This window comes from Mycobacterium simiae (assembly GCF_008370645.1).
GTDB lineage: Bacteria > Actinomycetota > Actinomycetes > Mycobacteriales > Mycobacteriaceae > Mycobacterium > Mycobacterium simiae_A.
The window spans coordinates 1-13,614 of sequence record NZ_VTZN01000147.1 but is presented as its reverse complement, the minus strand read 5'-3'; the positions used below and the strand labels follow the sequence as shown (position 1 = coordinate 13,614).

The 13,614-nt window shown below is 64.9% G+C and carries 13 protein-coding genes; 4 read left to right on the top strand and 9 right to left on the bottom strand.

What is annotated here, in order from left to right; genetic code table 11:
• The 5 genes from F0Q45_RS19850 to F0Q45_RS19830 all read right to left on the bottom strand — a co-directional run.
• Positions 1-508: type I-E CRISPR-associated protein Cas6/Cse3/CasE (locus tag F0Q45_RS19850; RefSeq protein ID WP_149655569.1), on the bottom strand; the 508-nt coding region annotated here is incomplete at its 3' end.
• On the bottom strand, positions 505-1,332 hold the full coding sequence (locus F0Q45_RS19845; protein ID WP_149655568.1) for a type I-E CRISPR-associated protein Cas5/CasD: 828 nt from the start codon (positions 1,330-1,332) through the stop codon (positions 505-507). The genes F0Q45_RS19845 and F0Q45_RS19850, both read right to left, overlap by 4 nt.
• Positions 1,332-2,441 (bottom strand): type I-E CRISPR-associated protein Cas7/Cse4/CasC, encoded by a 1,110-nt coding sequence (cas7e, locus tag F0Q45_RS19840; RefSeq protein ID WP_149655567.1) that lies wholly within the window; start codon positions 2,439-2,441, stop codon positions 1,332-1,334. Before cas7e ends, F0Q45_RS19845 begins: the two co-directional genes overlap by 1 nt.
• Before the next feature lie 37 nt (positions 2,442-2,478).
• On the bottom strand, positions 2,479-3,030 hold the full coding sequence (locus tag F0Q45_RS19835; RefSeq protein ID WP_149655566.1) for a type I-E CRISPR-associated protein Cse2/CasB: 552 nt from the start codon (positions 3,028-3,030) through the stop codon (positions 2,479-2,481).
• Complete coding sequence (locus F0Q45_RS19830; RefSeq protein WP_149655565.1) at positions 3,023-4,429, bottom strand: type I-E CRISPR-associated protein Cse1/CasA; 1,407 nt, start codon at positions 4,427-4,429, stop codon at positions 3,023-3,025. Before F0Q45_RS19830 ends, F0Q45_RS19835 begins: the two co-directional genes overlap by 8 nt.
• 100 nt (positions 4,430-4,529) lie before the next feature.
• Between F0Q45_RS19830 and F0Q45_RS19825 the strand changes: the two genes are divergently transcribed.
• Entirely contained in the window at positions 4,530-6,425 is a 1,896-nt protein-coding gene (locus F0Q45_RS19825) for a DEAD/DEAH box helicase family protein (protein ID WP_149655564.1), read from the top strand.
• Positions 6,426-6,546: 121 nt separating this feature from the next.
• Here F0Q45_RS19825 and F0Q45_RS19820 read toward each other — a convergent pair whose 3' ends face one another.
• The 4 genes from F0Q45_RS19820 to F0Q45_RS19805 all read right to left on the bottom strand — a co-directional run bounded on the left by F0Q45_RS19820 (position 6,547) and on the right by F0Q45_RS19805 (position 10,219).
• Positions 6,547-6,744, bottom strand: coding sequence for a hypothetical protein (locus tag F0Q45_RS19820; protein WP_149655563.1), 198 nt, complete (start codon positions 6,742-6,744; stop codon positions 6,547-6,549).
• Between the two features lie 105 nt (positions 6,745-6,849).
• On the bottom strand, positions 6,850-7,680 hold the full coding sequence (locus F0Q45_RS19815) for a sensor domain-containing protein (protein ID WP_149655562.1): 831 nt from the start codon (positions 7,678-7,680) through the stop codon (positions 6,850-6,852).
• A 440-nt stretch (positions 7,681-8,120) separates the two neighbouring features.
• Positions 8,121-9,074 carry a sensor domain-containing protein gene (locus F0Q45_RS19810; protein WP_188113042.1) on the bottom strand — a complete coding sequence of 318 codons (954 nt, stop codon included), beginning with the start codon at positions 9,072-9,074 and terminating at the stop codon, positions 8,121-8,123.
• 158 nt (positions 9,075-9,232) lie between these two features.
• Entirely contained in the window at positions 9,233-10,219 is a 987-nt protein-coding gene (locus F0Q45_RS19805; protein WP_262491073.1) for a sensor domain-containing protein, read from the bottom strand.
• Between the two features lie 336 nt (positions 10,220-10,555).
• Between F0Q45_RS19805 and F0Q45_RS19800 the strand changes: the two genes are divergently transcribed.
• The 3 genes from F0Q45_RS19800 to F0Q45_RS19790 all read left to right on the top strand — a co-directional run.
• Entirely contained in the window at positions 10,556-11,659 is a 1,104-nt protein-coding gene (locus F0Q45_RS19800; protein ID WP_149655559.1) for an FHA domain-containing protein, read from the top strand.
• Between the two features lie 212 nt (positions 11,660-11,871).
• Positions 11,872-13,047, top strand: coding sequence for a DUF7373 family lipoprotein (locus F0Q45_RS19795; protein ID WP_262491072.1), 1,176 nt, complete (start codon positions 11,872-11,874; stop codon positions 13,045-13,047).
• Positions 13,048-13,055: 8 nt separating this feature from the next.
• Positions 13,056-13,614: DUF7373 family lipoprotein (locus F0Q45_RS19790; protein ID WP_444875261.1), on the top strand; the 559-nt coding region annotated here is incomplete at its 3' end.

Sequence of the window (13,614 nt, the reverse complement as noted above, 5' to 3'; positions counted from 1 at the left end):
GCCGGAGTCCGGCTTTGGCTGCGTGGCTAACCCACCAGTGAAGTTGTTTGTCGGGGTGGGTGATTGCGCGGCGCCGCCCTTGGACGGTGGTGGTCGGGTTTGCGCGGATTTGGTAGGCGATGTCGCCGCTGGCGGGGATCTTCCAGGGCTTGGTGACCGGGGGGTGGTCGGGGTGGATGGCGTGGCGCCACCAGTCGCATTCGGGGTTGGCTAGTCGTGGGGCCACGTCGGATTGCAGCCGGATCTGTAGGGCACCGTCGGGGCGTCCGTGGGTGGCGTAGAGGATATTCAGGGCGCGGCGGTGGTCGGGGTGGCCATTTTTGATGCCGGTGAAAAAGTCGTAGCGCTCCAGCAGGTGGGCGTATCCGCTCATGGTGAGCCGGTGTGCGTGGTGGGCGTCGATCAAGATGCTGCGTGTGGCGGGATGGTTGACGTCAAGGGTGATGATCGTCGTCAGCACTTCCAGGGTGTTAGGGGGCGCGTCGGCGTCTCGGGTGAGGGTCGTCATGGTGTCACCTCGGGGTTGAGTTGCGGGTCTGGTGTGAAGAAGCCCGCGGCGGGGTTGATCTCAATGATGGTGTGGTGTTCTAGGCGCGCACCGCGACGGCCGGGTCCGGCGTAGCTGATCGGCTGATCGTGGGCGACAACGGCCCCGTGACTGTCGGGGCGTCGGGGATCGGGTTCTATCCAGGTGTGCAGCGCCGTGCCGGCCCCGGGGGCGGCTGGGGCATCGGTGAGGGCATCGATTAGCGGGGTGCTGACTATCCCGGCCAGAATGGGTTGGCTGGGTAGGTAGGCACGCCGCCCGAGGAATAGGGTCCGCGCTGGTTTGGCCAGCGCGGTACCGATCTGGTCCACCAGATCCTGGTCTCCGGCCAGCGCCGCCAAGAAGCTCGCGTCGGCCAGGTACCAGTCGTGAGTGATGACGGTCAGGCCGGGTTTGGCGCTCAGCACGCCGTTGCGGTCCCGGTTGATGTCGCTGGGCGCGAGGTAGGGTGCATCGAACGGTTGTCCCGGAGCGTAGGCAGCGGCTTTGTGTGCCCACGCTGGGCGGGTGTAGACCTCGCCCGGCAGGAGCGGGAAGTACCCAGATCCGCTTGTGTGGTAGTCGGTTTCGACGGTGCCTGGCCGGTCGATGCGTACGCCGAACTGTAGCGCGGCCAGGTCGTGGATCGGGTCGTGGTAGTCGCGGCCCAACGCGTTGGCGACAAGACCGATAACTGCGCTTTTGGTGGGCCGTAACTGGGTGGTGCGGTGCGCACTGTTGGGGCCGCGCTGGCTAAGCCCCCACGACTGCATCGGACCTTCGAGTCGCAGCAGCACGGTACTCATTAGCGGGCCGCGACCTGCTCAACGAATTCGGCGATGCTGGTGACCGCGTCGCGGCCAGCTAAGACGGTGTCGACGGCCGGGTCACCGGCCAACACGATATCCTCACCGGCCCCGATGAGATGGTGGCAGCGGTCCAGGCTGGCTAGCAGCGCGTTCGTTGCGCTGCCCAGAACATCGGGGCCAGCTATTGGGGTCGCGAACGCGGTGGCTGCCGATAACACCTGCGGCGCGAGCGTGGCGACGACGACCGCGGGCAGCGTCGCGGCGACACTGGAGCGCTGTTTGGCGGTGGGCACCGCCCGGATGAACCACTCGACGAACGAGGCCTCGGCCTGCCCGGCTAAGCGCTCGACGGTGTCCGGATCACCGGCAGCGGCCAAGTTGGCGCGCAGTTGCCGACGATCGAGGCTGGCGTTGCGGTAGAGGATCGGCGCCGACACCATCGAGTCGCCGAGGTTGCCCGAGACGGGTTCGCCGTCGCCGGCGGCGTCGTCAACGGCGGTCCAGAAGTCCGGTTCGATCGCGGCCACACCGACCGAAAACGAATGCGATACCCCGGCAGCGCCATCGACGCGGCCGCCGATGGGGATCTCGGCCAACATCCGCCCGAACAAGGCCACGTCGATGGCGGGCCCGGGGTCCAGCGCAGCCAGCGCCGCAGCAATCGTCTGCGGGGCGATATCGTCACCGATCTCATCCCACCCGGTGTCGATCAGCGTGGCCAGCATGTGCGGAAGCGCTTCGCGGCCGAACACCATCACCGCGGTGTCGCCTTCGTCGGTGGCTTTGAGGTTGAGCTTGCGAAACAGCGCCGCGGTCTTGGCTGCGGCCACATCTGCGGGCCGGCCGAACTGCCCGGTGAGAACTGCTGCGGTCAGCGACGGAAACCGGCTGGTCCGTAGTCCGTATTCGGCGCCGTCGATGCGATGCTGGCGCATCCCGACCCGGATCGCACGCTTGGACGCCGCCGAGGACACCCGCACCCGCGTAGAGCCCCCGAAGGTGATCTGTTTGGTGGCGTTGCTGTCGTCGCGATTGAGCAGCGACGGCGGAAACGCTTGCAGCGCATGCAGTGTCACAAAGGGCGCGGCGACGCACACAGTGCTCATTTGTGGAAGTCCTTTCCGAAAACTTGTGACGGGGTTTCTATTTCGCGCCAGAAACTGTTTGGGGAGATGCTTGGTCGGCACGCGCGGGGAAGCTGTAGAAGTCGCGGGCCCACTTGTATCTGATGGTGTCGCGTTGGGCGGGGTCGTCCCATGCAGTCAGCTCAGCTAACACCGTGGCCCAGTGCGGCGGTCGCGGTGTGCGCTGGCGCGCCAATGCGCTCAACGCGGTATCGAGTGTGACTGGTGTGTCGGCGTGGGCGATCCGAGCGATCAGCCTCTCAGCGGTCAGATCACCGACACCGAGTTGATGCGCCCACTTGCCGATCCCGTTGCCGGGGTAGCCGTAGCTGGTGTCGGCCCTGCCGCCGTGCCAGATGGCAAACAGTTTCGCTGTCTGCGCCCACCAGGGGTATTCGGTTGCACTGGCCGGCTCTGAGTCCAGGCACACCAGCGCGGCGATGCGGTGGTCGACCACGCCCGGCCGCCACCGGCGGGCTGCCGCTAGTCCTGCTGAGCGGGACTTGTGGGCGTGGGCCAACCTGCGCACGAACCGCTCACTGCGACTGTCCGGCACCGACTTCTCATCCATTGGCTACAGCTCCCTTAACACTGGCAGATCCTGGGCTGACGGAGTTTTCGGCTTTCCGGCGGGTATCAATGCGGCGGGCGGCGGTCCGCCCAGCGACCAGCGGCCGTACCGCGGCCATTGCGGCGCCGGCCCGGCTAATCCTGTCGTCGACCGCCACACGCAGCGCGGCGCTGGCCTCCTCGAGCGTGATGTGCCCGGTCGCGAGTTGCTCGGCGACCGGTTCCAGCGCGACGGCCAGCCCGGTGTGTGTCGGGATCGCTGGTCCGTAGCCGCCGAACTCACTGATCCCATGGCTTAGCGACTCCACCACCGACGCGATCCGTTGATGGGCTGCGGTCACCTCCGCAAGGAACACGCTCAGCGATGCGGGATCTCGCGGTGCTGGAAACGCTCCGAGCAGCGGCCCGGAGATGCCGGCTTGGTACGAGCCCAGCCCACCCAGCCGCCACCGCGCCTGAGCCTGGGCGGCTACGGCCTGCCAAGGGCCGGCCGGGTTTTCCGGGTCGGCGCACATCGCCGCGAGCTGCCTCCAGATCACCCGGCTGGGGTGCACCCTCTGAACGGTGTAGGGGTCGGTGGGCTTCTTGCGGGCATACAGTGTGTGAGGGATCAGCGCCTGTTCCTGCTCGGCAGTCAAGTCGGGCCAGCGCACGCCGTCGCAGATCATGATTCCCTCGGCGATGCCAACGTGGTTGGCGTGCAACAAGATAGACCGAGACTGCCATGTCAAAGCGTCCAAGACGCCGGTCGGGGCGCCGGTATCGGCGGGCGTGGCCTCGTCCGGCCAGCTGAACCAGAACGTGCCAGCTGGCCGATCGCTGGTCAGCGACGCCGTCAGCGCCAGCGACGCGCCCAGGCGACCGGTGTCCAGCCACAACAGCGGCCGGCTGGTGGCCACCGACGTCCGCGCCGACCTCGGCGCCTTGCCGTAGGCCGCGGCGCTGATCGGCTGCAGACCGCCAACGGAAAACTGCTGACGGACTACCAGTAGCCGTGCTGCCGCTGCGTAACTGTAGGCAATGCCGGATTCGTTGTGCCAGGGGTTGACCGCTGTCGACTTACCGCCGGCATACCGGTAGGAGGCAGAGATGACCGGCCGCAGCGTGCCGGGAGTATTGGCGAAGCGCGCCATATCGGGGTTTTGCCAAAACGGCCGAGCCGGGTCGAACAAGTCGAAGCGATCACTGTGGTCGGCCAACCAATCGGCCGGTTCGACATCGGCATGAACGGCCGCAATCTGGATTGCCAGCGCCAAGCGTGTCACCGCAGTGTCTTCGAGGTCGTCGCCGCACGCGACCGCGATCACATCAGGCGCAAACAAGCCGGCCAGTCCGCGGGTGTCCATCCCCGTTTCAGTCAGCACCGGAATCCACGGCTCACCGACCAGCGAAAACCTCACCCTGCCCCTGTCCTCAACATTGGATATCGTTCAAGCGCAGACTAAGTGATCCTGGTCAACGTCTGCTGTAGGCTCGCAGCCGGATCGACAAACAATTTCCGTGACTTCCCCCGAGAGCCGCCCCAGAATGGACTTGCGCGACTACCAAATCGCCGGCCGCGACCGGATCGCCGAGATCTACTCCTACGGCCACAGCCGCGCCACGCTGGTCCTGCCATGCGGGACCGGCAAGACCGTCGTCGCCGCCGATCTGATCCCTACGCAGCCGCGCTGCGCCACCGCGTTTTTCGTTCCAACCATCGCGTTGCTGCACCAAACCTGGGTCGCCCTCGCCGGCGCCCACCCAAAGGCCGAACTCCTCGGCGTCTGCAGCGCCACAACCCCCGCAACCACCGACGCCGACGACATGACGATCGCCGCCGCTACACGACTCCTTGGGGGGCGGCTGACCACCGACCTCGACGCCATCACCGAGCACCTCACCAACCGCACCGCACCACTGGTCCTCATCGCCACCTACGCCTCAAGCCCCCTCGTGGCCGACGCCGTCACACGCAGCCACACCACCTTCAATTTGCTCGTTTGCGACGAAGCCCACCGCACCGCCGGCACCGCCGACAAGATGTGGGCCACACCAGTGCACGGCATCCCCACCCGCCGCCTGCTGTTCATGACCGCAACCCCGCGCACCATCGTCACCACCGACACCAGCGACCCCAACCTGGACACCGCCGAAATCGTCTCGATGAACTCCCTCGCCGACTACGGCCCCCACATCACCCCGATCGGATTCCGCGACGCGATCACCGCCGGCTACCTCGCCGACTACGAAATCGCCGTCATCGGAGTCAACCACCGCCAAGCCTGGAACCAGCTCGCCCTCAGCGCCACAACCACCGGCCACCGCGCCTCTCACGCCGCCACCCACCAAGCCCTCATCAACGCCGCCGAAACCCATAACCTGCGGTCAATCCTGGTATTCCACAACCGGATAACCGACTCACAACAGTGGACACAACAACTTCAAGAAACCGCCGCCGCACGCGCCATCCCCCTACAGGCACACCACCTCGACGGCTCCACCCCCACCGACCAGCGCAACACCATCCTCAACCAACTCTCCAATCCCGGCGACACACTCACCGTCGTTTCCAACTGCCGCGTCTTCGCCGAAGGCATCGACGTGCCCGAACTCGACGCGGTTATGTTCGCCGCACCCCGAACCGCCGGACCCGACATCATCCAAATCGTCGGCCGAGCCATCCGCCCCCACCCACACCGACGCCACCAAAAAGCCCTCATCATCCTGCCGATCTTCGACCACGCTGACGACCTCACCGACCTCGAAACCAAAGCAGCGCGAACCAGCCACCTTGCCGCCTGGCAAGTCCTCACCGCCCTCGCCGAAGAAGACGAACTCCTCCACGACTCGCTAGCACAATGGCGCGACTACATCGAAAACAACGACCCCCCAACTGAACCCCAAAACAACCCCGTCACAGTCGACCTCACCACCCTCACCACAACGGGTGCAGCCTTCTTCCTGAAAACCCTCGCCCGCACCTCCAGCCCGCACCTGACCACCGCCGCCCGACTGCGCGCATTCCACGCCCGCTACGGCCACACCCGCGTCGCCCCGCAGACCATCTTCGACGGCTTCCCTCTCGCCGACCGACTCGCCGCCGCCCGCGCCGCCTACCGCGCCGGTCGCATGCACCCACGGGTAGCCATCCAATTCGAAACCATCCCCGGATTCGCCTGGACCATCCGCAGCTCAGCCCAGCGCCGCACACCGCAGGAATGGATCGCGCTCATCTCCCACTACATCAACACCACCGGCGTGCACACCATCACCCGTGACGCCTGGATCACCGACCCCGCAACCAACTCCCGCGCCAACATCGGCCGCTGGCTCCACGTTGACGCCGCCAAACCCCGATACCTCACCGCCGGCGAACGCGACGAACTCGCCAAAACCGGCTACCGCCGACCCTAAAGGGCTTCTTTCTCAAGTCGCACAGCTGCATCCTCTGCGACGCATCTGCCACGTAGTGCCGTCGTGCGAGTGACTACTTCCTTCATCGCGTGCACGAATTCACTGTAGGCGCATGGGCTTTCTACTGCAGTCGCGTGTAAGCGGCGTCGGCGGCCCGGCTCTCCTCGGCGAGCAGGGATAGCAGAGCCCGGCGGGCATCCTGGTCGAATGGATCGCCGTGCAGATCATCGCATGCGATCTTGACCTTGTAGGCAAAGGAGCGGACGTGTGCCATGTCGGCATCTTCGGCGGATGTGGTCCATTTGGCTGGTTGGGACATTGTGCTAGACACTTTCTCTGGATGCGGATTTTGGTGAGCGACCGTGCGGCAACAGCAACTGGGGGTTCTGCTGTCCCGGAGACCGATTCGATGCGTGCACGGCTGTCATCGGCTCAGCACGCTGATCTTGTCCATCATCAGGCGCGCGACGTCGATGACGCGTTTGCTGTGTCTGGCCGATGTCTCGGGCTCGGGGTTGCGAAAGAAGGTTACGGAGACCTCGATAAGGCAGTTCACCCGAACGCCAATGGCCCGCTCCCCGAACATAGACATGCCATCGTGTCGATGCCAAACAGTCGCAACGAGAATTGAATCGATGGCACGAACGTCGCTGATCTCATCGGTGAAGAACCCGGTGGCCGATGTCACGGACGCGCCAACGCAGTGCCGGCCCTGTTCAAGGAATTTCGCGAAGACAGCATCCGCGGCTGGTGCTGTCGGTAATGCGACCACACCTTCATCCACGGCGATGACCACCGGGTCTTGATTGTAGGGGCTGGTGTTGCGCCAGCCGTGCGTGGCTACTTGTTGGACGCTGGATCCCTTATAGAGGTCTTGGACGAGCATGTGGGCGACCCCGGCGCACTGTTGCTCACCACCCAGAAGCGACCCTGGGAACAGGATTTCGGGGCCGCCGAATTCGGGCGGACCGAATTGATCGGCTTCGAAGGACTGCCCGAACATGGTGGACAGGTCGGTATCGGCTGATAGTACGTGCTTGACAGTTTGGCCGGTCAGCGGGTGGGGTTTCAATTCCGGTGCGGGCCGTACCGTACCGGCGACAAGGTCTGTGCAGCCGGTCGCTGCCAGCAGCACGATGAGCACCGCCGACACCAGGGCGCCGCAATGGACGGCGCTGCCGACGCAGGGAGTGGTGGTGCGACAACGTCGGGGCCACCGTCTCTGGGCTTTGTTGATGCCGTTGATCGAGGTCATGAGGAAAGCCCCTTTCCGTTGCGTCGCTGGCGATTTCGGTTGTTGGCACCGCTGCTTGAGGTTGCGGGCGGGGCGGTTTGCTGCGAAACCATGGCCTGAGAGGGCGTCGCGATCGGCCCTCGGTCAGCCGAAAGTTCGGTTAGCGAAAAGCGGATGCAGGAGCCGGCGGAATTGTTGACGATGCCGCCGCGATGGTCTGGCGAGCGGACCATGTTCAGCACTTGGCTGGTGGTCATCGCTGCGGCCACATCGGAAGAGAAGGTCCCCATACGTGCACCAGGGCACGAAGCAGCGCCGTTGGTTCGGCTGTGCAGCGAACTGGCCAACAGCTGCTGGCAGCGCCACGTTGTCGACCAGCCTGGCGTCATTGGTGTGCGGATCTTGGGACTCATGTCTTGTGGGTGCTTCCATTTGTGCGGATTGCTCTGGCCGCCCGCGAGTTAGTTGGTGGGTACGCGCTCGGCGATCTTCGAAGCGATGGCGAGGCCTTGGTCAGTGCGGTTGAGACCGCAGCTGCGTGTGTCGACGACTATGTTGTTGCGCGCAGTCAGGGCCCGCTGACAGCCCCAGCCGCTGCCGCCTTCCTGGGTGAGAAGGACACTGATCATGCCGTTGCGGTTGGTGGTGGTTCCCACCGACCAGGTGATCGGCTCTTGGCCGGGTGCGCTGCTCGTCAGAGGTTTGTCGTTGCATTTGGCCCATGCCTGGGCTTGCCGGGCAGCGAAGTCGTTGGCGGCCTGGGCGCTGGTGAAATCGATGACGGCGTTAGTCACTAGGTGTTTCCAGTTGCTGCCAGGGTCACGCAGGATCTGCGTCTGGGCGGCGATCCAGCCGCTGCCTTGCAGCGTCGCCGTGAGTGCGGGATGTTCTATTCCTTGGCATTCGGGCCGGTCGGTTGGTAGGTCACTAAAGGCGTTGCCCGCCTTCGGATCGAGCAGTACGGCGATGTTGGTGGCCCCTTCGATGGTGTTGATGACCGCGGGATCTGGTAGCAGCTGGGGCAGTAGGTCGATCGACACAACTGGCCCGGGCGCGGGGGTGACCCTCGTCGCGCTGGTGGGCGGCGGAGGCGCCGACGGGGTGTGGGTCATAGTGCCCGGGGGCGGTTGTGATCCGCCTGCGGCAGCGATGATCACCCCTACGCATAAGGCGATGGTCAGAGCCGCGGCCGCCGCACCTCCGATCAGCGCCCACTTGCGATGGGGATTGCCGCGGGGCGCCGGCCAGTAGCCCGCTGGTGGCCAGTTCGGCACACCGGCTAGCGGCGGTGGTGGCGGATTGACGCGGTCGACGAATCCACCGATTCGGCGTGGCAACACCACGGTCAGCTCATTGGCGTCGCCTGTCGGGTTGGCGCTGGGGCGGCCGGCGTTCGGCGCCCACGGATCATCCATGGACAAGTGTGGCTGGCAGGGAGCTGCGATTGGTTGGCCCCCTTCTCGTGCGGGCGGATGTGGCGGCATGGTCAGCGGTGCGCTCGGGTGAAAAACCATGCGATATCGATCCTTTCGATGAATCTGAGTGTGGGCAGGGGGTTTGCGCGGTGACCGCGTTAGTGCACTTGGTCGGCAACTTTGGTGGCGATCGCAACCCCCTGTTGCATCACGTCCACGCCGCATGCCTCCACGTCGATTACCACGTTGTTGCGTGCGGTCAGGGCGTGTTGGCAGCCCCATCCGCGGGCTCCTTCGCGGGTGGACAGTGCCGTGAGCATGCCGTCGTGCTGATTTACGGTGGACACCCACCAGATTTGGGGTGGGTAGTCGCGGGTGGTCGTCGTGATCGCTTTGCCGTTGCAAAGCGGCCAGCTCTTGGCTTCCTTGGCGACAAAGTCGGCGGCTTTGGCCGCGGTAGGAAAGCTGACGACCGACTGAAAGATCTCGTGTTGCGGATTGGTCGGTTCGCTCAGGTATTGGGTCTGCACGGCATCCCATCCACTGCCGGCGTACACGGTCTTGTTGGCGTTGGCCCATACTCCGCCGCATTGAGGCCGGTCAGTGGTGTCGATATACAACTTCGTCGTCGTCAAGTCCGGATTGACCGCCAGATCGCGGGTTCCCATGACCGCGTTGATGGCACCGGGGTCAAGCAGCAGGCCCGGTAAAGCCTCGTTGGGCACGATCGGCGCCAGTGAGGTTGCCGTCGGGGCGGACGACGGGCTCGATGGTGCGGCGGATGTAGGCGCACCGTGAGCGGCTGCGCCGGCCTGCTGGTGTGACTCGCCGGCGCTGGCGCTGACCAGCGCCACCAGCGCGAGCAGCACCACGACCAGCGTCCCAGCGCCCAGCAGCACCCAGTTGCGAGCCGAGGTGCCTCGCGGCGGCGCCGGCGGTGGGGGCCAGCCCGGTGCCGGGACCGCGCCTGGTTGGACCGGGAGCGGGGTTGGCGCCCAGTGATTCGGTGTCAGCGGCGGTGGCGGTGGTGGGCTGACCGGCCACGGCCGCGGCACGGCGCTTGCAGCAGGACCCCATGGATTCCCCCGAGGAGGGTGCCCATTCCAACGGTGGCCGGGCAATGTCGGCGTGGTGTCAAGGGACATCTTGGATCTCCTCCGGGGATGCAGCTGCTTGCGACTCGTACAGGTCGGATCAAACCACACCAGTGTTCCATTACGCAACATCTTTGCTACATGTTTGAACTACTACACACTTGGTGATGTTGAGCTTTAGCCGCGCCCGGCCCTCGCTGAACAGCCTGTCGTTGCAGTCAGAGGTCCGACAATATGTCTCTCTAACTGCATGTATGCTGATGCCACGTCGCCACAAGGCCAGAAAAACTTACGATTCATCTTTGATCCAACGTCCCTTCGTGTCGGTCGTGAGCCACTGTGCTATCTTCGCTGTAGCAGTGGTGAGGAAACGTTCGGAGAGTGACAATGCAGACCACAGAGAGCACATCGCCGTCACCCGCCTCGACACCCCTTGGCCGGCGACTGGCTATCCGCGCAGGTGATCGGACCTACACCGTGCACGAAGATGAGGCGCCAATCCTCATCGGCCGCGACGTCAGCGCCCGAGTCTGTATTGACGACGACCGCATCTCCCGCCACCATGTGCGCCTTGACCACCTCGCGAATGGATGGATTGCTGTCGACCAAAGCCGCAACGGCATCTTCATCGACGGCGCACGACAATCCCAGATCCCCATCAACGGCACCACGACGATCCTTTTGGGACACCCGCTGGAAGGGATTCCCGTGGCCTTCACCGAGGGCATTTCCGCGCAGCCCTACCTAGACACCGACGCCGACGACGCCGAGTCCACCATGGTGAACGACACCACCGACCCCGGCATCGCACGCGCTGGGAAAGCAGTAGCTAACCGGCGCAAAGAACTCGACCTATCCCAACGTCACCTGGCCGCCAACGGCGTCATGAGCGCCGGCTCGCTGATCGCGCTCGAAAAGGGGCGAGTCTGGCCGCGACCTAGCACTCTGGCGAAACTCGAAGAGGTCCTTGAATGGCCGCGGGGTCACATCGCCGGTATCCGCTATCAGCGAGTCGCCCCGAATGACGAGCGAACGATGACGCTGACCAATATCTCGCAGGCACCGCTGATGACCGACGTGGTAGAGGTCGCGTTGGACAACCTTACTGAGGCGATCAAGGACTTGCCGGAAGTTTCCGATCCGGCATTCAGTGCTCGCGCCGGCAGAATCCTGGCTAATCTACGCAGAATCGAGGCCTCCGCGGCCCAGGCAGCGCGCGCCGCTAGTGGAGACCCCTCGGTCGCCCGGGTTCTGGGCGCTGTCCGCAGGCCGTATAAGGATCTGATGCTGCGTGCGGCGCGCGCGCCCGGAGCCACGCTGGGGCAGCGGGTGTTCGCGGCCCGCCATCGTGCCGAACTAAGCGCCGACGAACTGGCCAACGCCGCCGGTGTGCCGGTCGATGTGGTCATGGCTGCTGAAGCCGAAGCACCGCTAGACGCCGACGCTGTCGCGGCGCTCTCAGCCGCTCTGAACTCGCTGACCGGCCGTTAAACGACGACGGTGCGGATGCGTGAACTACCATTTTTGGCTGTGAGGCAACGCCGTGCTACCCCCGTAGCCGAGTCAGCCTCGGCCACCACGCAAAGCACCCCCGACGACCTGGCGGCCCGCGGTAGGCGGGACGATCGGTGAACCCGGTCGTCACTAAAGCCCACCACGTGATTCGCAAGGCGAGGGAACTGCCACGACGGACGTCGGCGGCTATGTCTGTCGCCGTGCTAATAGCCCTGACGGCCGGCTGCACGACCATAATTTCCGGCAGCGCCGTCAAATCTGGCGGACCCGGCCCGCCGGCCGCGGATGTCGCGCTGCTGGACCCGGGGAATTACCCGCGCAGGCCCCGCCCGCCGCTAGGCACGGTAGCCAACGCGGACGCCGGGCGCGTGGTGGAAGCTCATCGGATGGCCAATAACGTGGTCGGCCCTTGGGAAGTGGACCCATCATTGGTCAACGGCCTGCTCGAGCAGGTCCACACAACGGCGTTGCCTGATGCCGCCTTCTTGACGGTGCTTTTCCCCGATTTGGCGCCCATCGCCGCCGCGCATCATTTTCTTTTGGGATTTAGCAGCGGGCGCTCATCGGTGTTGCCCTCGACCGTCTTGGATATCGCCGTGCTGCGCTTCGCCACCGCCGGCGACGCAGCGGCAGCGGCCACGGAGATGGCCGCCAAGAATCTGACTCTGCCTCGCGACGGCGTCGCGGCCACCGTGCTGCCGATCCCCCGCTACCCCTCCACCGCGGCCAACATGGCAGTGGTACGTCAGGGCTTTGAGGCTGAATCATTCACCGCACATGGGAATTACGCGTTCTACCTGTACGCGGGTTCCAAAGACAACCCCGGCGTAGTCGTCGACCTGATCACCAAGACGCTGGATCTGCAGCAGCCGCTGATCGACCATTTCCAAGCCACGCCGGCCGACCAATTCGCCTCCCTGCCCATGGATCCCACCGGTTTGCTGGCCCGTACCGTGCCGTCGGCCAAGCCCGATGTCAATCAGGCAGCCGTCTACGAGGCACACGCTGCGTTGCACTTCAGCGCCACGCCGACGGCCAGCCTGACCATGTTCAGCAAAGCAGGTGTGCAACTCATGTCGGCTGACAGAACGACCGTCCTTCAAGCGGTGGACCCCGCTGGGGCGTCCAAAGCGCTTGAGAGCATGTTGCTCACCCTTACACCGTGGGGCGACTACCAAGCAGTAAGCGGAATCAACGGGCTGCCCTCGGCGCATTGCTTTGCGCGGGGTCCCAAAGGCGACCAGGCCATCCCGCGCTTCATGTGCATCGCCGCCGCCGATCGTTATGCGTTCAAGGTCAGCAGCAATCAGGACGTTGATGCCCGCCAGGCGATCGCCTCCCAATACCTGATGCTGACCTCATGAGGAGACCGGTGCGTGTCTGGTTCGCCGCTGTTGGGGCTGCGCTGATGGTTGGCGGCTGCTCGACGACGATTACTGGTACCGCGGTCAAAGCCCCCGCCAGCGGCGGCGGCGACGGCGTCGATGTCGCGCTGCTTGACACCGGCAACTACCCGACCACCCCACGCGCTGGGCTCGGTGTTGCCGGCAGCGCCAGCGAAGGCGCCACGCTGGAAGCCCATCGCCTCGCTAGCAATGTCGTGGGTCCCTGGCAAGCAGACGCAACACTCACCGAAGCCGAACAGCTCAACACCATCGTGGTCAAGAGCTCTGATGCGCTAAATCAACTGCTGGGCAAACCGGTCGGGGACGGTACGGTAGGGCACCACTTCGTCATCGGGTTCACCAGTGCGCGACACAACGCCACCGGACGCTACCAAGGCCTGGCCAATTTCGTGTTGCGCTTCCCAAGTGCCGATGACGCCGCGGCTGCAGCCCGCGACATGGCGGCCAAAAGCGCGACCATGACACTGGGCGACAATCCGGTTGCCACGCAACCACTTGCGATTCCACGCTACCCAGGCAGCGCTG